16 protein-coding genes are annotated in these 18687 nt (G+C 71.0%); 11 read left to right on the top strand and 5 right to left on the bottom strand.

Annotated elements, in window-relative coordinates:
* Positions 1–46: 46 nt before the first annotated feature.
* The 6 genes from ACWY4P_RS17195 (at position 47) to ACWY4P_RS17170 (ending at position 5051) form a co-directional block, all read left to right on the top strand.
* Positions 47–244: a hypothetical protein gene (locus ACWY4P_RS17195; RefSeq protein WP_456211420.1), complete on the top strand. Its 198-nt coding sequence runs from the start codon at positions 47–49 to the stop codon at positions 242–244.
* Positions 245–668: 424 nt separating this feature from the next.
* Positions 669–1076, top strand: a complete 408-nt coding sequence (locus ACWY4P_RS17190; protein ID WP_456211419.1) for a hypothetical protein — start codon at positions 669–671, stop codon at positions 1074–1076.
* A 55-nt stretch (positions 1077–1131) separates the two neighbouring features.
* Positions 1132–1962 carry a hypothetical protein gene (locus ACWY4P_RS17185; protein WP_456211418.1) on the top strand — a complete coding sequence of 277 codons (831 nt, stop codon included), beginning with the start codon at positions 1132–1134 and terminating at the stop codon, positions 1960–1962.
* Positions 1963–2079: 117 nt separating this feature from the next.
* Positions 2080–2934 (top strand): helix-turn-helix domain-containing protein, encoded by an 855-nt coding sequence (locus tag ACWY4P_RS17180; RefSeq protein ID WP_456211417.1) that lies wholly within the window; start codon positions 2080–2082, stop codon positions 2932–2934.
* Positions 2935–3032: 98 nt separating this feature from the next.
* On the top strand, positions 3033–4058 hold the full coding sequence (locus ACWY4P_RS17175; protein ID WP_456211416.1) for an aldo/keto reductase: 1026 nt from the start codon (positions 3033–3035) through the stop codon (positions 4056–4058).
* A 54-nt stretch (positions 4059–4112) separates the two neighbouring features.
* On the top strand, positions 4113–5051 hold the full coding sequence (locus ACWY4P_RS17170) for a MerR family transcriptional regulator (RefSeq protein WP_456211415.1): 939 nt from the start codon (positions 4113–4115) through the stop codon (positions 5049–5051).
* A gap of 109 nt (positions 5052–5160) precedes the next feature.
* On the opposite strand, the gene ACWY4P_RS17165 is transcribed toward ACWY4P_RS17170, so the two are convergent.
* The 3 genes from ACWY4P_RS17165 to ACWY4P_RS17155 form a co-directional block, all read right to left on the bottom strand.
* Positions 5161–6795, bottom strand: coding sequence for a M4 family metallopeptidase (locus tag ACWY4P_RS17165; RefSeq protein WP_456212953.1), 1635 nt, complete (start codon positions 6793–6795; stop codon positions 5161–5163).
* 204 nt (positions 6796–6999) lie between these two features.
* Entirely contained in the window at positions 7000–8574 is a 1575-nt protein-coding gene (locus ACWY4P_RS17160; RefSeq protein ID WP_456212952.1) for a M4 family metallopeptidase, read from the bottom strand.
* A 407-nt stretch (positions 8575–8981) separates the two neighbouring features.
* Complete coding sequence (locus ACWY4P_RS17155; protein ID WP_456212951.1) at positions 8982–11204, bottom strand: M4 family metallopeptidase; 2223 nt, start codon at positions 11202–11204, stop codon at positions 8982–8984.
* 498 nt (positions 11205–11702) lie between these two features.
* Here ACWY4P_RS17155 and ACWY4P_RS17150 point away from each other — a divergent pair, with 498 nt between their 5' ends.
* Positions 11703–12260: a DinB family protein gene (locus ACWY4P_RS17150; RefSeq protein ID WP_456212950.1), complete on the top strand. Its 558-nt coding sequence runs from the start codon at positions 11703–11705 to the stop codon at positions 12258–12260.
* 109 nt (positions 12261–12369) lie between these two features.
* Here ACWY4P_RS17150 and pepE read toward each other — a convergent pair whose 3' ends face one another.
* Complete coding sequence (pepE, locus tag ACWY4P_RS17145; RefSeq protein WP_456211414.1) at positions 12370–13101, bottom strand: dipeptidase PepE; 732 nt, start codon at positions 13099–13101, stop codon at positions 12370–12372.
* A gap of 143 nt (positions 13102–13244) precedes the next feature.
* Positions 13245–14060, bottom strand: a complete 816-nt coding sequence (locus tag ACWY4P_RS17140; protein ID WP_456211413.1) for an IclR family transcriptional regulator — start codon at positions 14058–14060, stop codon at positions 13245–13247.
* A 211-nt stretch (positions 14061–14271) separates the two neighbouring features.
* On the opposite strand from ACWY4P_RS17140, the gene ACWY4P_RS17135 reads away from it, so the two are divergent.
* The 4 genes from ACWY4P_RS17135 to ACWY4P_RS17120 all read left to right on the top strand — a co-directional run bounded on the left by ACWY4P_RS17135 (position 14272) and on the right by ACWY4P_RS17120 (position 18661).
* Positions 14272–15234 carry a DUF1177 domain-containing protein gene (locus ACWY4P_RS17135; RefSeq protein WP_456211412.1) on the top strand — a complete coding sequence of 321 codons (963 nt, stop codon included), beginning with the start codon at positions 14272–14274 and terminating at the stop codon, positions 15232–15234.
* Between the two features lie 74 nt (positions 15235–15308).
* The gene (locus ACWY4P_RS17130; protein WP_456211411.1) at positions 15309–16985 is read left to right on the top strand and encodes an OPT family oligopeptide transporter; all 1677 of its coding nucleotides are present in this window, start codon (positions 15309–15311) and stop codon (positions 16983–16985) included.
* Between the two features lie 261 nt (positions 16986–17246).
* Positions 17247–18002 (top strand): AroM family protein, encoded by a 756-nt coding sequence (locus tag ACWY4P_RS17125; protein WP_456211410.1) that lies wholly within the window; start codon positions 17247–17249, stop codon positions 18000–18002.
* On the top strand, positions 17999–18661 hold the full coding sequence (locus ACWY4P_RS17120) for an aspartate/glutamate racemase family protein (protein ID WP_456211409.1): 663 nt from the start codon (positions 17999–18001) through the stop codon (positions 18659–18661). Before ACWY4P_RS17125 ends, ACWY4P_RS17120 begins: the two co-directional genes overlap by 4 nt.
* Positions 18662–18687: the final 26 nt, after the last annotated feature.

Raw genomic sequence — 18687 nt, 5'->3', positions numbered from 1 at the left:
TGGCAGATCGGACCCGTCCCCGGGCGGGGCCTGCGCCGCACACCTGATGGAGAGCTGGCGCTACCTCTCCAGATCAGCAGCGGCGGGCAGCACCGCGCTAATTGCCGAACTGGAGCTGACCCCGGCCGAGGCCGAGCAGTTGCACGCGGCCTTGTGCTACGCGCTCGGCGGGCAGCAGCCGCCCACCGATGCACCGGAATGCCGCCAGCCGATCCGCTACCCGGGCGGCCGACAGCGGTACTGAAGACGGTCGTCCGTCCTTCTGGGCCGTATCCCGCTGGATAGCGCGAACCGGCTCGCGGACATCCTCATGTGCCCCGTGCTGGAGGAACAGACCAAGAAGGCCACCGCTCGGTGAGCTGTCTCAAAGACCCCCGTCCCGGCTGGACCGGAGCCCTGGCAGGTCGAGCCCAGCCCGGAACGGGTGCACGTGCACGACGGCGTGAGGAGAGTCCCCGCGCTGACAGCACAGAAGGGAATTGTCCCGATGCGCTTACGCGGATTCAAGGCCGTGATCCGGCAGGACCCGGAGGATGACGGGCCGACCGAGGGCGGACAGCAGGGCGGCTGTGGCGATGGTGACGGCTGCGGCCGTCAGTGACATGTCAGAGGTCGGGCAGTCCCCATCCACCTGGGTGGGGGCTGCCCCCGATCAGTGAGGGCACGGCATGCACCACCACGGCTACATCTGGCTCGGCTCCGGGCATGAGCTGCTCAAGGACGGCCCGAGGCGCCCGCTGCACCCCGAGTTCACCTCCAGCAAGGTCGTCCCTCTTGAGCTGGCGCACTGGCTGCTCAAGCCGCGTTCCTTCATCCAGGGGACCTGGACCGAGCCGAAGGAGGCGGCCGACTGGTTCGGGCGGCAGGCCCGTGCCCGCGCGGCTTCGTTCGTCTCGACCCACGACCGGGATGAGGCGTGGCTCGCGGGCAGGGCTGCCCGCGCGGTGGAGGCGGCGGTGAGTGGGGAAGACGTCGTTGGGGGCTGGTACCTCACGGGGCAGCGATTCCTGTCCGTGTGCCTGATCGCGTGCAGCCCGCACCGGGTGCGGCCGGAGATCCGCTGCCCGCAGCGGTAGTCCCCACGAGACCAGGGGCCGTTGGCGATAGGTTGGATCGCTGCCGGGAGGTTGGGTGGCGATTCCGACGTGGGGGTGGCGGGTGTACCGGTTGTGCGCCGTGATAGGCGGTTTCGAGCTGCTGCGGGACCGTGTCGCGGGGTTGCAGTCGGCCGCTGTCGCCATGCTGCGTCAGGGATTGGCACTGGTACCGGTCACGGACTTGCTGCCCAAGGAGCCAGCCGCCGCGGCATCGCGACGATCCGTGGAGCCGACGTCGGACGAGCCGTTCGTTTGGATGTCGCCGGTGTTCGAGCGGACGTTGAGGGAATGGTCCCGGCACGGACCGGTCGGGTGTGTGGAGGCCGACTTCTTCGGCGGTGACGGTTGGCAGAACGCCGTCGCCTGGCGGGATGGGGCAAGGGTATGGGGTCCGGCCTACGACAAGGACTTCTCCGGCCCGCGCCGGGACTGGCCGATCAATGGCGTGCTGGCGTTGCTCGGTGCCGCGCCCAGCAGGCAGATGTCGCGGCACAACCCTGGACAACCGGCCTATGACGACTTGTTTCAGGAGATCGGGCTCGGTTGGGAACGCGACATGGACGGCTGGCGCAGGGCCGGGCGGGCCGGGCGGGCTCTGGGTTACGACCTTGCGCTGGCGAAGCGCGAGGAGGAGTTTCGGGCCGACGCGGAGTACGAAAGGCGTCGGGAGCTGGACCGGCTGCCTGCTGTTCTGGACGGCGACACGATCATGGAGATACTCGGGGTCCGCCCCGGCCCGGTGGTCGGCGAGGCAACCAGGCATCTCAAGGAGCTGGCCTTGGAGCACGGCGCACTGACCCGTGAGGAAGCCGTGGCAGGGCTGCGGGCTTGGGCTCCGGGTCGCGTTACCGGATCAAGCGTGTGAGGGAAACGCCGTGTCGGCCCGACGGCCCCTTGGGCTGGGCCGTGGCAGCCCTGCGGGCCCGGATGCCGATGCTGTCTGATCCCGGGTTGTGAGGGGTGTGGCGCTAGTGTTGTGGCCATGACGGGGGCGGATCAGGCGGGGGTGCCACAGGCGTCCGTCGATGTGCCGGACGTCGTCGTGGTGGACGGGCGGGCGCAGTCCTACAGCGGCAATGTCCATGAAGAGCTCAAGCTCGTGCTCGTGACCGGCTCCGGCTTCACCGTACGCAGGCGAGGCACGACCTTCCGGGCCGCTCCTGGCCAGTTGGTCGCTCTCCACCCGGACGACGCGCATTCCGGGACGCCGGACGACCCCGGCTCGGCGCGCTGGCTCATCATGTGTGTGTCACCGTCGTTGATCGCCGAGGTCACCGCGCCTGAGGATGTGCGGTACGGGGATCCGGTGATCCGGGACAGTGGGCTGGCAGACCGCTTCCGGTCCGTACACGGCTCCCTCTACCGGCCTTCGGGGCAACCCGGTTCGGCGCTGAGGGGGGAGACGGGGGTGCTGGAGTTCATCTCCGTGCTGGCGCGCCATTCATACGGTGCTGGTGCTGGTGCTGGTGCTGAGGGCGGGACGGGCACGGCGCGGCGCGTGCCCGAGATCGTGCGTGAGTATCTGCGGGCGAATCTGGCCCGCAACGTGACGCTGGACGAGCTCAGCGCGGTGGCGGACCTGAGCAAGTACCGGCTCGCACGCGCGTGTACGGCGTGGTTCGGCCTGCCGCCGCACAAGCTGCACCTGCGGCTCCGGCTCGATCGGGCCAGGGAGCTGCTCCGGCGTGGCGCGGGGATCGCCGAGGTCGCGTACGAGACGGGATTCCACGATCAATCCCATCTGACCCGTGTGTTCGCCGGGGCCTATGGGGTGACACCGGCCAGGTACCAGTCGACGTATCGGGGTACGGAGTGGGCCGGCTGGGCCGTGCGCTGACCCGGGAGGGGCAAGAACGTGCAATACGGCGGGTGACCACGGCGGTTAGTTTCCTTCGCGACGCCAACTTGGCACGAGCGTGAGGATGGGTGATGGGGATGCGTTACCGACTGCTTGGCCGCACCGGGCTGCGGGTGTCCGAAGCGTTTCTTGGCACGATGACCTTCGGCGAGGAGTGGGGGTGGGGCGCTTCCGTCGAGGAGTGCCGCAAGATGTTCACCGCCTACGCGGAGGCGGGCGGGAACGTGATCGACACCGCCAATCGGTACACCGAGGGCAGCAGCGAGCGGATCGTCGGGGAGTTGCTCGGTTCCGACCGTGACCGCTTCGTGGTGTCCACGAAGTACACGCTGACCATGGACGGCACCGACCCCAACGCCAGCGGCAACCACCGGAAGAATCTGGTCCGTTCGGTGGAGGCCAGCCTGCGGCGGCTGGGCACCGAGTACATCGATCTGCTGTGGGTGCACATCTGGGACCCCAATACGCCGATCGAGGAGACGATGCGGGCTCTTGACGATCTCGTGCGGGCGGGCAAGGTGCTGTATGTCGGGATCTCCGACGCGCCCGCGTGGCTGGTCTCGCGCGCCAACACCATCGCGGAGTTCCGCGGGTGGGCGCCCTTCGCCGGGCTGCAGCTGCCCTACAGCCTGGTCAAGCGCGACATCGAGCGTGAGCTGCTGCCGATGGCCTCGGCTCTGGAACTGTCGGTGGCCGCGTGGTCGCCGCTGGCCGCCGGTGTTCTGTCGGGCAAGTTCACCCGCTCCGGCGCGGACGGTCCCTCCCGGGTCGACCGCTCCGCCGTCTCCGAACGCGACCTGACCATCGCGCGCACGGTGGACTCTGTGGCCGACGAGCTCGGCGTGTCCTCCTCGCAGGTCGCCATCGCGTGGACGCGAGCGCACCGGCCCTGGATCCACCCCATCCTCGGCGCCCGCAACGTGGGGCAGCTGACGGACAACCTCGCCGCGATCGACCTGGAACTGCCCGAAGACGCGGTCAGCCGGTTGGACAAGGCCAGCGCGATCGAACTGGGCTTCCCGATGGAATTCATCCTGGACACCACGACCGACTTCGTCTACGGGTCCAGCGGAAAGCAGGTTGACGGCCGCCACGCCGGATGAACGGAAGACGGGCCGGGTTGAGTCTCCCGTAGGGGGAGACGCGAAGGTGGGGGCATGGACGGCGGCGCGCTCTACTCGATCGGTGACCTGGCCCGGCGGACCGGGCTCACGGTCAAGACCATTCGGTTCTACTCCGACCGAGGGATCGTGGCGCCGACGGACCGCAGCCCGGCCGGATACCGGCTGTACGACGTCGATGCCGTCGCGCGCCTGGAGCTGGTGCGGACGCTGCGTGAGCTGGGGCTGGATCTGGCGACGATCCGGAAGGTCGTGGACCGGGAGCTGGCTCTGGCCGACGTCGCGGCGGCGCATGCGGAGGCGCTGGCGGTGCAGATCCGGACGCTGCGGCTGCGGCGTGCGGTGTTGAATGCGGTGGCGGAGCGCGGGGCGAGCCCGGAGGAGATGGAACTCATGCACAAGCTGGCCAGGCTCTCGGAGGACGAGCGGCGGCGTTTGATCGGCGAATTCCTGGACGCCGTTTTCGGCGGGCTGGAGGGGCATCCGGAATTCGCGGGGGTGAGGCGCTCGATGACGCCCGAGCTTCCCGACAGCCCGGAGGCGGAGCAGGTGCGGGCGTGGGTGGAGTTGGCGGAGCTGTCGCGGGATGCGGAGTTCCGGGCCTTGGTGCGGGGGGTGGTCGAGGAGCAGGCGGCGGAGCGGGATTGGGGGGACGGCCCGCGCCGCGACGTGGTCGCGGTGGTGCGGGAGCGGGTGGGGCCGGTGCTGGCGGCCGGGGTCGATCCGGCTTCGCGGCGGGCCGATCCGGTCGTCGAGGGGGTCGTGGGGCACTACGCGCGGGTGGTCGGGTGCCCGGACGACATCGAGCTGCGGCGCCGGCTGCTGGGCCGGCTGGAGAGCGTCAACGATCCGCGCAGGGAGCGGTACGCGCGGCTGCTCGCGGTGGTCAACGGCTGGCCGGCGCCGGAGAGTCTGACGCCGGTGCTCGACTGGGCCGGGGCCGCCCTGCGGGCCCGGGTGCCCGGTGCGGCCTGATGCCCGAGGCCTCGTGACTTCGGGTGGGGTGAGTCCTGGTCTGTGGCAACGGGCGGGCGGGCAGTGCGCCCGCCCGCCCGGCCACCGGCGCAGGCCTCAGCTCAGTGCGTCACCGCACGTTGATGCCGCCCCAGGCGTTGTTCACCGCCTTGTACTCGGTGCTGGTGCCGCCGTACAGGGCCTTCGCCGCCTTGAGCGTCGCGGTGCGCGCCTTGGCGTAGTTGGTGGTCGAGGTCATGTAAGTGGTGAGCGCCTTGTACCAGATCTTCTCGGCCTTGGCGCGGCCGATGCCCGTGACGGTGCGGCCGTCCTTGGTGGGGCTGTTGTAGGTCACGCCGTTGATGACCTTGCGGCCGCTGCCCTCGGAGAGCAGGTAGAAGAAGTGGTTGGCGGGCCCGGACGTGAAGTGCGGGTCGTCCTGGGCGATGCTGCTGGACCAGTAGTCGTAGGACAGGCCGTCCTTGCTGGGCTTGTCCATGTAGCGCAGCGGGGTGCCGTCGCCGTTGATGTCGATCTTCTCGCCCATGAGGTAGTCGCCGACGTCCTTGGGGTTCTTGGCGTAGAACTCGACGGCCGTGCCGAAGATGTCGGAGGTGGCCTCGTTGAGGCCGCCCGCCTCACCGCTGTACTCGAGCTTGGCGGTGGCGGCGGTTAGGCCGTGGCTCATCTCGTGGCCGGCGACGTCGAGCGAGGTGAGCGGCTTCTTGTTGCCTTCGCCGTCGCCGTACGTCATGCAGAAGCAGTCGTCGTCCCAGAAGGCGTTGACGTACTCGTTGCTGAAGTGGACGCGCGAGTAGGCGGCCTTGCCGTTGTTCTTGATGCCGTTGCGGCCCAGGACCTTCTTGTAGTAGTCCCAGGTCATGGCCGCGCCGTAGTGGGCGTCGACGGCGGCGGTCTGTGCGATGGTCGGCTTGCCGTTGCCCCAGACGTCGTTGGCGTCCAGGAACTTCGACCCCCTGCCGTCTTCGGCGTGCTTGAGGTTGTACGTCATGTGGCCGCCGCGCGCAGTGTCCTTGAGCAGGTACTGGGTGCCGCTCTTGGCGGTGCCGAGGGTGACCTTGCCGTTGTGCTGGCCGGTGCCGGTGCCGTTCTGGACGGCCTGGAACTGGTACAGCTTCTTGCCGGTGTCGGCGTCGGTGATGACGTGCAGCTTGCTGGGGGTGCCGTCGTCCTGGAAGCCGCCGACCACGGTCTCGTACGCGAGGACGGGCTTGCCGGTGGCGGCCCAGATGACCTTGCGGGGGGTGGCGGAGGTGTCGGCCTTGTCGCCGGCCTCGGCCTTCGCGGCGCCTACGGCGGTCCGCTCGGCGCCGGCCGGGGCGATGGCGGCCTTGGTGTCGGCGACCTTGATCGTGGCGTCGGTGGCCTTGGTGACCTCTTCGGTCGCGCCGTCGGCGGACTTGTGGACGACCAGGTCGCCGCCGAGGACGGGGAGGCCGCCGTAGGTGCGCTCGTAGCGGGTGTGGACGGTGCCGTCGGCGTCCTTGATGACGTCCCGGACGACCAGCTTCTCCTTGGCACCGAGCCCGAGGGACCGGGAGGTGCCGGACGTGGCGGCGTCGGCCTCGCGCAGCAGCTCGGCGCGGACGGAGGGGGAGAGGGCGATGGACGAGGCGCCCGTCGCGGTGGGCGGGGGCGGCGGGGTGGCCGCGCCCGCGGTGCCGGCGGTGGCGCCGGCGGCGATCAGGGCTCCGGCGAGCGTCGCCGCCCCCGCGGCGACGACGGTACGGGAGCGCTTGTGCACGGAGGCGCGGGATATGCGGGAGGTGCTGGATCTGCCGGAGGTCGACCCTTGCGTCACGTTGTCTCCTGTTTCTGTGCGGTGCCTGTTTCTGTGGGGTGCCGGGCGCCGAAGTGGCCGCCCGGCCGAACAAAGTGCGGAAACAAGACGGTGCCCGGGAACGGGCCCCGGACACCGGCTATGTGGTGCACTTTGTCTGATGCGCTTTTACGGCTTGACGTTCACTCCGGCCCACGCCGAGTTCACGCCCTTGTACTCGGCGCTGTCCGCCCCGTACAGATCGCTCGCGGCCTTCAACGTCGCCTCACGCGCCGCGTGATAGTCGGTGGTGGAGGTGAAGTACGTGGTCAGGGCCTTGAACCAGATCTTCTCGGCCTTGTCGCGGCCGATGCCCTCGACCTTCGAGCCGTCGGCGGTCGGGCTGTCGTACTTGACGCCGCCGATCTCCTTGGCACCGCTGCCTTCTGACAGCAGGTAGAAGAAGTGGTTGGCGACGCCGGAGGAGTAGTGCACGTCCAAGTCGCCCACGGAGTCGGACCAGTTGTCGGCGGAACCGCCGTCCTTGCTGGGCTTGTCCATGTAGCGCAGCGGGGTGCCGTCGCCGTTGATGTCGATCTTCTCGCCGACCAGGTAGTCGCCGGGGTCGCTGTCGTTCTTCGCGTTGAACTCCACCGCGGCGGCGAAGATGTCGGAGGTGGCCTCGTTGAGGCCGCCCGACTCGCCGCTGTACTGCAGGTTGGCGGTGGCCGAGGTGACGCCGTGGGTCATCTCGTGGGCCGCGACGTCGATCGAGGTGAGCGGGGCCTTGTCGCCCTGGCCGTCGCCGTACGTCATGCAGAAGCAGCTGTCGTCCCAGAAGGCGTTGACGTAGTCGTGGCCGTAGTGCACCCGGGAGTACGCGCCCTTGCCGTCGCCCGCTATGCCGTCGCGGCCGTGCACGCTCTTGTAGTAGTCCCAGGTGAGGGCGGCGCCGTAGTGGGCGTCGACGGCCGCGGTCTGCGCATCGTCGGGCTTTCCGGTGCCCCAGGTGTCGTCGTCGTCCGTGAACGCCGCGCCTTCGCCGGACTCGGCGCCCTTGAGGTCGGTGGTCCGGTGGCCGCCGCGGTCGGCGTCGGTCAGCGTGTAGCCGCTGCCTTCCTTGGTGGTGCCGAGGTCGACCTTGCCGCTGTACTGGCTCGTGCCGCTGCCGGTCTCGATGCCCTGGTACTCGTACAGCTTGGCGCCGGTGTTCGCGTCGGTGATGACGTGCAGCTGGTTGGGCGTGCCGTCCTTCTGTACGCCGCCGACGACGGTCTCGTACGCGAGGACGGGCTTGCCGGTGGCGGCCCAGATCACCTTGCGCGGGGCGCCGTCGGCGGCGGCCCGCCGGGCGTCGTCCGCCTGGGCGCGCTTGACCGCGGTCCGCTCGGCGGAGGCCGGAGCCACTTTGGCGGTCGTGGAGGGGACCGCGAGGGTGGCCTTGACGGCCTTGGTGACGCCCTTGACCGCGCCGTCGGCGGACTTGTGGACGATCAGGTCGCCGCCGAGGACGGGGAGGCCGTCGTAGGTGCGCTCGTAGCGGGTGTGGACGGTGCCGTCGGCGTCCCGTACGACGTCCTTGACGACCAGTTTCTCCTTGGCACCGAGGCCCAGCGCCTTTGCGGTGGCGCCGGTGGTGCCGGTGGTGGTGGCGGCGCCGGCCTGGCCCGTGGTGACGCCGGTGGCCAGCAGGGCCGCCGCCGCGACCGCGGCACCGGCGGCGGCTGCCGTGCGGCGCTTCTTGCGGGCGGGGGAAACGGGCATGTTGGAGGTCTTGCTCACGCGAACTCCTCATTGCTGTGGGGGGTCAGGTCCGGGCGGCGGGGAAGAGCCGCCCGGGCCTGAACAAGAGGTACGGGTGCGATCGCGTGGGCAGACTGTCACACAAGGCGCGTACATGTCACGGATCTTGGGCCAGGTGAGAGGGAAAATGTTCGTCTAGTGTTGATCAATCTCCGCCACGCGGCGGAGCCGCATATGGACAGGGGTCGGAGTGGAGTTGGGCTCTGAGTTGACAATGAAAGACGGCAAAAGAGGCGCCGCCAGGGGGAGTCGAGTCACCCCTGGCGGCGCCTGTCTGCCGGCCGGAGAGTCGGCTCAGCGCCTCATCCGGATGTGTGCATCGCTCAGAGCCCTAAGAACCCTCAGAACCCGCAGGCCCCTCAGGCCCCTCAGAACGTCAGCTTCCAGCTGTTGATGTAGCCCGTGTCCTGTGCGTAGAGGTCCTGCACCCGCAGCTTCCAGGTGCCGACGGCGAGTTCGGACGAGGCGTCGACGGTGTACGTGGTCTTCACGTTGTCCGCCGAGTCCAGGGAGCTGGCGTTCTTCAGCCGGTAGGCCGTACCGTCCGGCGCCACCAGGTCGATCACCAGGTCACCGCGGTAGGTGTGCACGATGTCCACGCCCACCTGGAGGTTGGACGGCGCGTTGCCGGCCCGGCTCACCGTGAGTGAGGAGGTGACCGCGTCCCCCGCGTCCGGGATGGCGACGTCCGCGGTGTTCTCGAAGACGTTGCCGCCGGTGGTGTTCACGGTCCAGGTGAAGGAGACCGTGGCCGACTTGCCGGTCGAGTCGGTCACGGTGACCGTCACGGTGCCGGATCCGAGCGTGGTCGGGGTGCCGGAGATCAGGCCGGTCGAGGAGCCGATCGACAGCCCGGCGGGCAGCCCGGTGGCGGAGTAGGTGAGCGCGCCCGGGTTGGAGCTGGTGGCCGCGATCTGGAGGCTGACGGCCTGGTCGACGATGCTCGTCTGGTCGCCGGGCGCGGTGATGGAGACGCCCTCGACGATCCGGGACCCGACGTTGACCGCGGCCCAGGTGTTGGCCACCGTGTTGTACTCGGGGCTGGCCTGGCCGAAGAGCTCGCTCGCCGCCCACAGCGTGGCGTCCCGCGCCCCCGCGTAGTTGGTGTTGGACGTCATGCGCTGGGACAGCGCCTTGAACCAGATCTTCTCGGCGTTGGCCCGGCCGATGCCAGGGACCGGCAGGTTGTCGTAGGTCGGGCTGTCGTAGCTGACGCCGTTGATCACCTTGGCGCCGCTGCCCTCGGACAGCAGGTAGAAGAAGTGGTTGGCGACGCCGGAGGAGTAGTGCACATCGACGTTGCCCACGCCGGAGTACCAGTTGTCCTTGGAGGCGCCGTCCTTGCTGGGCTTGTCCATGTAGCGCAGCGGGGTGCCGTCGCCATTGATGTCGATCTTCTCGCCGACCAGGTAGTCGCCCGCGTCGTTCGCGTTGTTGGCGTTGAACTCCACCGCGGCGGCGAAGATGTCCGAGGTGGCCTCGTTGAGGCCGCCGGACTCACCGCTGTAGGTGAGGTTGGCGGTCGCGGCGGTGACGCCGTGGGTCATCTCGTGGGCCGCCACGTCGATGGAGGTGAGCGGCTTGGCGTTGCCGGAGCCGTCGCCGTACGTCATGCAGAAGCAGGAGTCCTGCCAGAAGGCGTTGACGTAGTTGCTGCTGTAGTGCACCCGGGAGTACGCCCCGACGCCGTCGCCCCGGATACCGGTGCGGCCGTGCACGTCCTTGTAGTAGTCCCAGGTCAGAGCGGCGCCGTAGGCCGCGTCCACACCGGCGGTGGCGGCGTCGCCCGTCGTCCCGTTGCCCCATACGTCATCGGCGTCGGTGAAGAGCGTGCCCGTCCCCGAGGTGCCCCGGTTGAGGTTGTACGTCTTGTGGCCGCCACGGCCGCCGTCGGTCAGGTTGTACGAGCCCGAGCTGCCCGAGGTGCCGAGGGTGACCTGCCCGCTGTACTGGCTGTTGCCGGTGCCCTCCTTGACGCCCTGGAACTCGAAGAGCTTGGCGCCGGTGTTCGCGTCGGTGATGACGTGCAGCTCGTTCGGCGTGCCGTCCTCCTGGAGGCCGCCGACGACCGTCTCGTACGCGAGCGTGGGCGTGCCCTTCGCCGCCCAGATCACCTTGCGCGGCGCCCGCTCGGCCTCCGTCTTGCGCGAACCCTGCGTGTTCGCCGCCTTCACCGCCGCCTTCTCGACGGTGACGGGCGCGACGGCGGCGGCGGTGGAGGCGACCTTCACCTGCGCCTTGGTCGCCTTGGCGACCGACCGCACGGCACCGCTCCTGGCCTCCTCGACGACCAGGTCGCCGCCGAGGACCGGCAGCCCGTCGTAGGTGCGCTCGTAGCGGGTGTGGACGGTGCCGTCGGCGTCCTTGGTGACGTCCCTGACGACCAGCTTCTCCTTGGCGCCGAGGCCGAGCGCCTTGGCGGTGGCGGACTTCGAGGCGTCGGCTTCCCGGATCAGCTCGGCGCGCCGCGTGGGGGAGAGGGCCACCGGCAGGGAGTCGGGGTCCGGCTTGGCGAAGACGGTGCCGGCGGCCGGGGCGGAGGTGTCCGGGCGGGCTGCGGCGGGGCCGGTCTGCATCCCGACGGCGAGCATGGCCGCCGCGGCGACCAGGGCGCCGCTCGCGACGGCGCGTCGGTGGGGGGAGAGGGGTCTGTGGGGTCTGTGGGGGCGTTGGGAGGTCGATCTCACATTGACTCCTTCTGCGCTGGCCGCGCGGTGGCGCGACCGGGTACGACCGGACGGCCAGGTGAGGCCGCCCGGGCATGACGAGGCAGAACGCATGGGGGGAAGGTGCGAATGCGGGTGCCGACGGTGTCGAAGCTCAGCCGTGAGCTGTGGGGGAGCTGTGCGCCGACCGAGGGAAGAGTGTCATCGGTGGACTAGTCCTGTCAGGAGCGCGACAAGAACTTGGCCGGAAAGCCTTCGTTGACAAACGGCGGGCGTTCGCATGTCGGATGGAGAGCGTGTAGTGCCCGGTGAGGGGGTGCGGTGGCGTGTCTCGGCGGGGGCGGTGTCCGTCCGTAGCATCGCGGCATGCCGACCCCCACGAACCCCATGGACCCCACGAACCCCATGGACCCCATGGACCCCATGGACTCCATGGACCCCGCGAACCCTGCGGTCCCCGCGAATCCCGTCAACCCCATCGACGAGCCGCCGCGCTCGCTCGCCGACCCCCGCGAGATGCTCGACGCGTATCTCGACTACTACCGGAGCGTCGTGCTCCAGAAGCTCGACGGGCTCAGCGAGAGCGAGCTGCGCACCTCCCGACTGCCCTCCGGCTGGACCCCGTTGGAGCTGCTCCACCACCTCACCTACGTCGAACGGCGCTGGCTGCGCTGGGGGTTCCTCGGCGAGCCGGTGGAGTCGCCCTGGGGCGACCGGGGCCCCGACGACCGGTGGCACGTCCCCGACGACAGGTCGCCGGGGGAGATCCGGGCGCGGTTCGAGGAACAGTGCGCCTGGTCGCGGCGGGCCGTGGCCGACGTGCCGCTCGGCCGCCGGGCGCGCACCGGCGGTCGTTTCGCCACGGAGGCCGAGGCCCCGGCGCTCGGCTGGATCCTCTTCCATCTGCTCCAGGAGTACGCCCGGCACGCCGGCCAGCTCGACGTCGTGCGCGAGCTGGCCGACGGCACGGTCGGGGAGTGAGCCGCGGGGGCGCGGGGCCCCGCGTGGATCAGGCGGGTCGGGCGGGCCAGGTGGGTCGGGCTGGCCAGGCGGGACAAGCGGGTTAGGCGGGACAGGCTGGTCAGGCTGGTCAGGCGGCCGGGCTGTCGAACCGCGGGCGCTCGCGCAGCAGGGCGCTCAGGTCCGCGCCGGGGCCCAGCTCCGCGGGGGCCGCGCCGCGCTGGAAGAGAACGGCTCCGGCCGCGATCCCGCCGAGCGTCAGCCGGTCCGCGTCCCGGCGCAGCCAGGTGCCCTCGCGCAGCCCCACCACCGGCACGTCGTTCTCCTCCAGGAACTGCTCCAGCCGCTCGGCCCGTGTCTCGCCCATGTGGCCGAGGTCCGGCCGGGGGTCCAGGTAGTGCGGGTTGATCTGGAAGGGCAGCAGGCCCAGGGCCTCGAAGCTGGGCGGCTGGACGATCGGCATGTCGTTGGTGGTGCGCAGGGTGGGGCAGGCCATGTTGGTGCCCGCGCTCGACCCGATGTACGGCACACCGGCCGCCACCCGCTCGCGGATGGCCCGCACCAGGCCGTGCTCGTGCAGGGCCTTCAGCAGCCGAAAGCTGTTGCCACCGCCCACGAACACCGCCTCCGCGCCCCCGATCAGCCCGGCCGGGTCGGCGGCGGTGTGCGCGCCGGTCACCTCAAGGCCCAGGGGCTCAAGGGCCTTGGCCACCTGCGCGGTGTAGCCGTCCCGGTCGGCCAGGGCGTACGGCACGAACACCAGCCGCCGTACGCCGTCGAGCAGCGCGCCGATCTCCTCCCGTGCGTGGTCGAGATAACCGCGCCCGGGGGCGGTGGAGTTGGACAGCAGCAGCAACCGCATGATGGGTGGCCCTTCCTGGGACGGAGCGTTGTGACGGGGCGGATGTGGTGGGGCAGATGTGACGGGGCGGATGTGGCGAGGCAGATGTCAGCGGGCGGATGTGGCAGGGCGGACGTGTGACGGAGCAGACGTGACGTAGCCGCTCAGCGCCCGTCGCGGCGCGGCGGAGCATGGCGCGGATGGGTCGGCGTCAGCAGCCTGCCCAGGTCCGCCGCGGCCTGCTGTAGCGGGCCGACCAGCTCCTCCCGGCGGCCCCGCAGCTCATCGAGCGCCGCGGCCAGGGACAGCGTGCCCACGGGGCGCCTGCCGACGAGCACGGGAACCGCGAGCGCCGCGGTCTGCGGATCGTACTCGCCCTCGGAGTACGCGTAGCCGAGGCGCCGCACCTCGGCGAACCGCTCCTCCAGCCGGACCGGATCGGTCAGCGTGTTCTCGCTGAACCGCGCCATCGGGCGGCCGTACAGCAGGACGGCCCGATCGCCGGGCGGCAGCATACCGAAGTAGGCGCGGGAGGTGGCCCCGGCGTGTGCCGGGTACAGCTCGCCCGCCAGGGCGTAGTACCGCAGCGGCCCGGTCGCCCCGTCCGCGGCCGTGACACAGCGCACATGGACGCCGTCCGGCACCGCGAACAGCGCACCGACCCCGACCGCCTCGGCGAGCGCCTCCAGCGTGGGCCGGACCAGGCTGGCCATGCCGCCGCCACGCTCCCACACACGTGACAAATGCCACACCGCCGGGCCCAGCCGGTAGCGGCGGGTGCGCTGGTCGGAGACCAGGAAGCCGCGGTACGCCAGGGCGGCCAGCAGCCGCTGCGCGACCGACTTGTCCAGGCCGAACTCCGCGGCGATTTCGGTGACGCCCCACTCCGGGCGCTCCCGGTCGAAGGACAGCAGGACATTGAGGACGCGATCCGCGGTCTGGAGCGGTGGCGTACCGGTTACGGGTGACTGCTCTGGCATGAAGGAAGAGTAAACATTCCCGCATATCGAGAAAACATTGCGCTCGGCGGGACGCTCGGCTGACTCTGGGGCGAACCGGTGCCCGGGCTTCCACATCGCCGCTCGTCCGGGCCTCCCGCCGCAACACAGGCAACACCCGCACCACACGCAATACCGGCAATACCCGCACCACCCGCACCACCCGCACCCTCGTTCGTCCTGAGAGGCATCCGTGCTCAAACACGTCCTTGAGATCATCGAACTCCTCGACCGCCCGCAGACCAGCGGGAAACTGCTCGCCGACCACCTGCGCGCCGTACAGGCCGCGGCCGGTGCCGACCCGGCCACCGCGCCGCGGATCGAGGTGCGCACCGTCGAGGGCGACAAGGGCAGCACGGACTTCGTCACCGTCACCGTCCCCGGCCGCCGCGGCCGGCTGAGCGGCGGCGACGCGCCGACCCTCGGCATCCTCGGCCGGCTCGGCGGGGTGGGTGCCCGGCCGGAACGGATCGGCCTGGTCTCCGACGCCGACGGGGCGGTCGCGGCGCTGTCCGCCGCGGCCAAGCTGCTGGACATGCACGCCCGTGGCGACGTCCTGGACGGCGATGTGACGCTCTCCACCCATGTGTGCGGATGGGCCCCCACCCAGCCGCACGACCCGGTGCCCTTCATGGACTCCCCGGTGGACACCCTGGTGTGCAACCGGGAGGAGATCTCCCCCGCGATGGACGCGGTCGTCTCCATCGACACCACCAAGGGAAACCGGCTGCTCAACCACCGCGGTCTCGCCCTGTCGCCGACGGTCCGCGAGGGCTGGATCCTGCGGGTCAGCGAGGACCTGGTGTCCATCCTGGAGACTGTCACCGGGGAGCCCGCGCGCGTGCTGCCCATCACCACGCAGGACATCACCCCCTACGGCAACGGGGTGCACCACCTCAACTCCATCCTCCAGCCCGCAGTCGCCACCAAGGCCCCCGTCGTCGGCCTCGCCATCACCGCCGCGACCGCCGTGGCCGGCTGCGCCACCGGCGCCAGCCACGAGACCGACATCGCGGCCGCGGCCCGGTTCGCGATCGAGACCGCCAAGGAGTTCGGCCGCGGAGCCGCGCGCTTCCTCAACGACGAGGAGTTCGCGCGCCTGGTCGAGCTGTACGGCCCCATGACCCATCTGCAGGCGCTCGTCCCCGCACAGTGATCCCGCACCGTGATCCAGCGCAGTGATCCCGCACCGTGCTCACGCGCAGTGATCCAGCGCGCCCAGGAGTCCCCATGAACCCGAACACCCCGATCGCCCCGGAGACCACCTCCGCGCCGGTCGAAGCGCACCCCAGAGCCTTCGAACCGGTCACCCTCGTCATCACCGTCCTGATGTCGGTCCTCGGCGCCCTGATCGGCATCGTGCTGATCACCTCGCTCGGCGTGTCCCCCAACACGGCCGTGATCGGCGCCCTGGTGGCGATGCTGATCGGGCGCATCCCGCTCGGCGTGCTGGCCCGGATGCGCTCCCAGCACCGGCAGAACCTGGTGCAGTCGGCGATCTCCGGCTCCACCTTCGCCGCGGCAAACTCCCTGCTCACCCCCATCGCCGTGCCCTTCGCCCTGGGCCGTACCGACCTGGTGTGGCCCATGCTGGGCGGCGCCGTCATCGGGCTGGCCGTCGACAGCTGGGTGCTGTACCGGGTGTTCGACTCCAGGCTGCTGCCCGCCACCGGCTCCTGGCCCGCGGGCATCGCCGCGGCCGAGACCATCAAGGCCGGGGACACCGGCGGGCGCAAGGCCGCGGTCCTCGGCGTGGGCGCGGTCGTCGGCCTGGTGGGCGCGCTGTTCAAGCTCCCCACCAGCGCCGCGGGCGTGGGCTTCCTGGGCAACATCTGGGCGCTCGCGATGTTCGGCGTCGGGCTGGCCGTCGGCCAGTACGCCCCGGACTTCGGCTTCGACCTCGGCGCCGAGCGCGTGCCGCACGGCCTGATGGTCGGCGCCGGTCTCGTCGCCCTGGTCCAGGCGCTGCTCCTGATGCGGACCCGCAAGGGGCGCGGCGACGGCCCGGCCTCCGCCGTTTCCGATGGCGCCGCATCCGACGACGGCGAGCGTACGGTCCAGGCTCCGCAGCTGCGCCGTGGCCTGCTGGAAGGCATGGGGCTCTTCGTGTGCGGCGCGATCGTGGTCGCGATCGCCGGCGGAGTGGCCGGCCGGCTGTCCGTCCCCGCCCTGGTCGGCTGGGTGGCGCTGGCCGGGATCGCCGCCATCGTGCACCAGCTCATCGTGGGCCTCGCGGCGATGCACTCCGGGTGGTTCCCGGCCTTCGCCGTCACGCTGATCTTCCTGATCATCGGCCTGGTCCTGCACATCCCCACCGTGCCGCTCGCCCTGATGGTGGGCTACACCGCCTCCACCGGCCCCGCCTTCGCCGATCTCGGCTACGACTTCAAGGCCGGCTGGCTGCTGCGCCGGAACGCCGTGCCGTGGCAGCCCTTCGAGATCGAGGGGCGGCGCCAGCAGTACCTCGCCCAGCTCGTCGGCTTCGGGGTCGCGCTCGTCGTGGTCGCCGTCGCCTGGAAGTCGTTCTTCTCGGACGGGCGGGTGCCGCCGGTGTCCGAGGTGTACGTGGCCACCATCAAGGGCGGCCTCGAACCCGGCACCATGACCACCATGCTGCTGTGGGCGATCCCCGGAGCCCTCATCCAGTTCCTCGGCGGGCCGTCCCGGCAGATGGGCGTTCTGCTGGCCACCGGTCTGCTGGTGGCCACCCCCGACGCCGGGTGGATGGTGCTCGGCGCCCTGGCCATCCGCCAGGCGTACACCATGTGGCGCCGTCGCGGGCTGACCGACCCCGAGGCGCGCAAGGAGTCCGATGAGCAGGCGGAGAACGATCTGTCGCTCGTGGGGGCCGGGCTGGTCGCGGGGAGCTCGCTGAACGACGTGGGCCAGCTCACCAAGGCCCTGTGACCCGGGCGCGCCGGGCGCCTGTCCCTGAACACGCAGAACACCCAGGCGCGTCCTGTCCCTGAACACGCGAACACCCACGCGTGTCCTGTCCCTGAGCACGCGAACACCCAGGCGCGTCCTGTCCCTGAACACGCGAACACCCAGGCGCGTCCTGTCCCTGAACACGCAGAACACTCACGCCCGTCCTGTTCCCGAACACGCAGAACACGACCGCGCGTCCTGTTTCCCCAACGCCCAGAACACTCGAAGGAGCCACCACCCGTGACCATCCCGGCCCTCGGCCTCGTCACCATCGGCCAGGCCCCGCGCTCCGATCTGCGGCCGGACGCCGAACCGCTGCTGCCGGGCGTACGCCTGGTGGAACACGGCGCGCTCGACGACGAACGGTTCGACGGCCCCGCCGAGCAGGAGACCCGCCGGCTGCTGGCCCCCGAGCCGGGCGAGGCGCCGCTGGTGTCCCGGCTGCGGGACGGCGGCTCGGTGGTGCTGGGCCACACGGCGCTGGTCCCGCGCATCGAGCGGGCCGTCGCCCGCGCGGAGCAGGACGGAGCCGCCGCGACGCTACTGCTGTGCACCGGCCACTTCCCGGCCGTACGGGCGAACCGGCCGCTGCTGTTCGCCGAACCCTTGGCGCTGCACGCCGTCGCGGCCGCCGTCGGCCCCGACCCGGTGGGCGTCGTCTGCCCGCACCCGGACCAGGCCGAGGACGCGATCCGCCGCTGGTCCGACGTACTGCCCGGCGGTGTCCTGGCCGCCCCCGCCAATCCATACGCACCGCCGGAACAGGCCCTGGACGAGGTCGCCGCCGCCGCGCGCACCCTCGTCGAGGGCGGCAGTTCCTGGATCGTTCTGGACTGCATCGGCTACACCGAGCGGATGCGGGAGGCCGCGGTCCGCGCCGTCGGCCGTCCCGTACTCCTGGCCAGGGCCATCGCGATCCGCATGGCGGGCGAGGTGGTGGCCGCCTTCGGCAGCCCCTCCCAGGCGCCCGGAACCCACCCCGGGAGCGACGCATGAGCCCGTCCGCAGTGAACCCCTCTTCGCACATCGGCGTGATCCGTGTCCTCACCAGCGATGACGCCTTGGCCGTGGCGGCCCACGGCAGGGTCATCGAGGAGCGGTACGGCATTCCGGCCGTCTCCCGGTGCATCCCCGGGCAGCCGCACGGCATCCACGACGACGAGTCCGAGCGCCGCGCCGAACCGAAGATCGTGGCGCTGGCCCGCGAACTGGCCGGCGAAGGGGCCGCGGCCCTGGTCATCAGCTGCGCCGCCGACCCTGCGCTGGAGCGCACCCGCGAGGCGGTCGACGTGCCGGTGATCGGCGCGGGTTCGGCGGCCGCCGCCGTGGCGCTCGGCCTCGGCAGCCGCGTCGGCGTGCTGGGCATCAGGGACCAGGCGCCACCCGCCGTGCGCGCGGTCCTCGGTGAGCGCTTCGCGGGCGAGGCACGGCCGAGAGGGGTGCACCGTACGACGGACCTGCTGGCGCCCGAGGGCCCCGCGGCGGTGCTGGAGGCCGCCGCCGGGCTGGTCGAGGCAGGCGCGGACACCCTGCTGCTGGCCTGCACCGGCCTGAACACGATCGGGATCCGCCCGCTGCTGGAGGACCGGCTGGGGGTACCGGTCGTGGACCCGGTGCTCGCCGCCGGGCTGATGGCCTCGTACGGGCGGGGCTGAACAGCGGCCGGACGACCGTGTACCGC

Source organism: Streptomyces sp. LZ34 (assembly GCF_053890475.1).
Note: the sequence above shows the minus strand (reverse complement) of the source record. Positions and strands in the feature narration are given on the sequence as shown.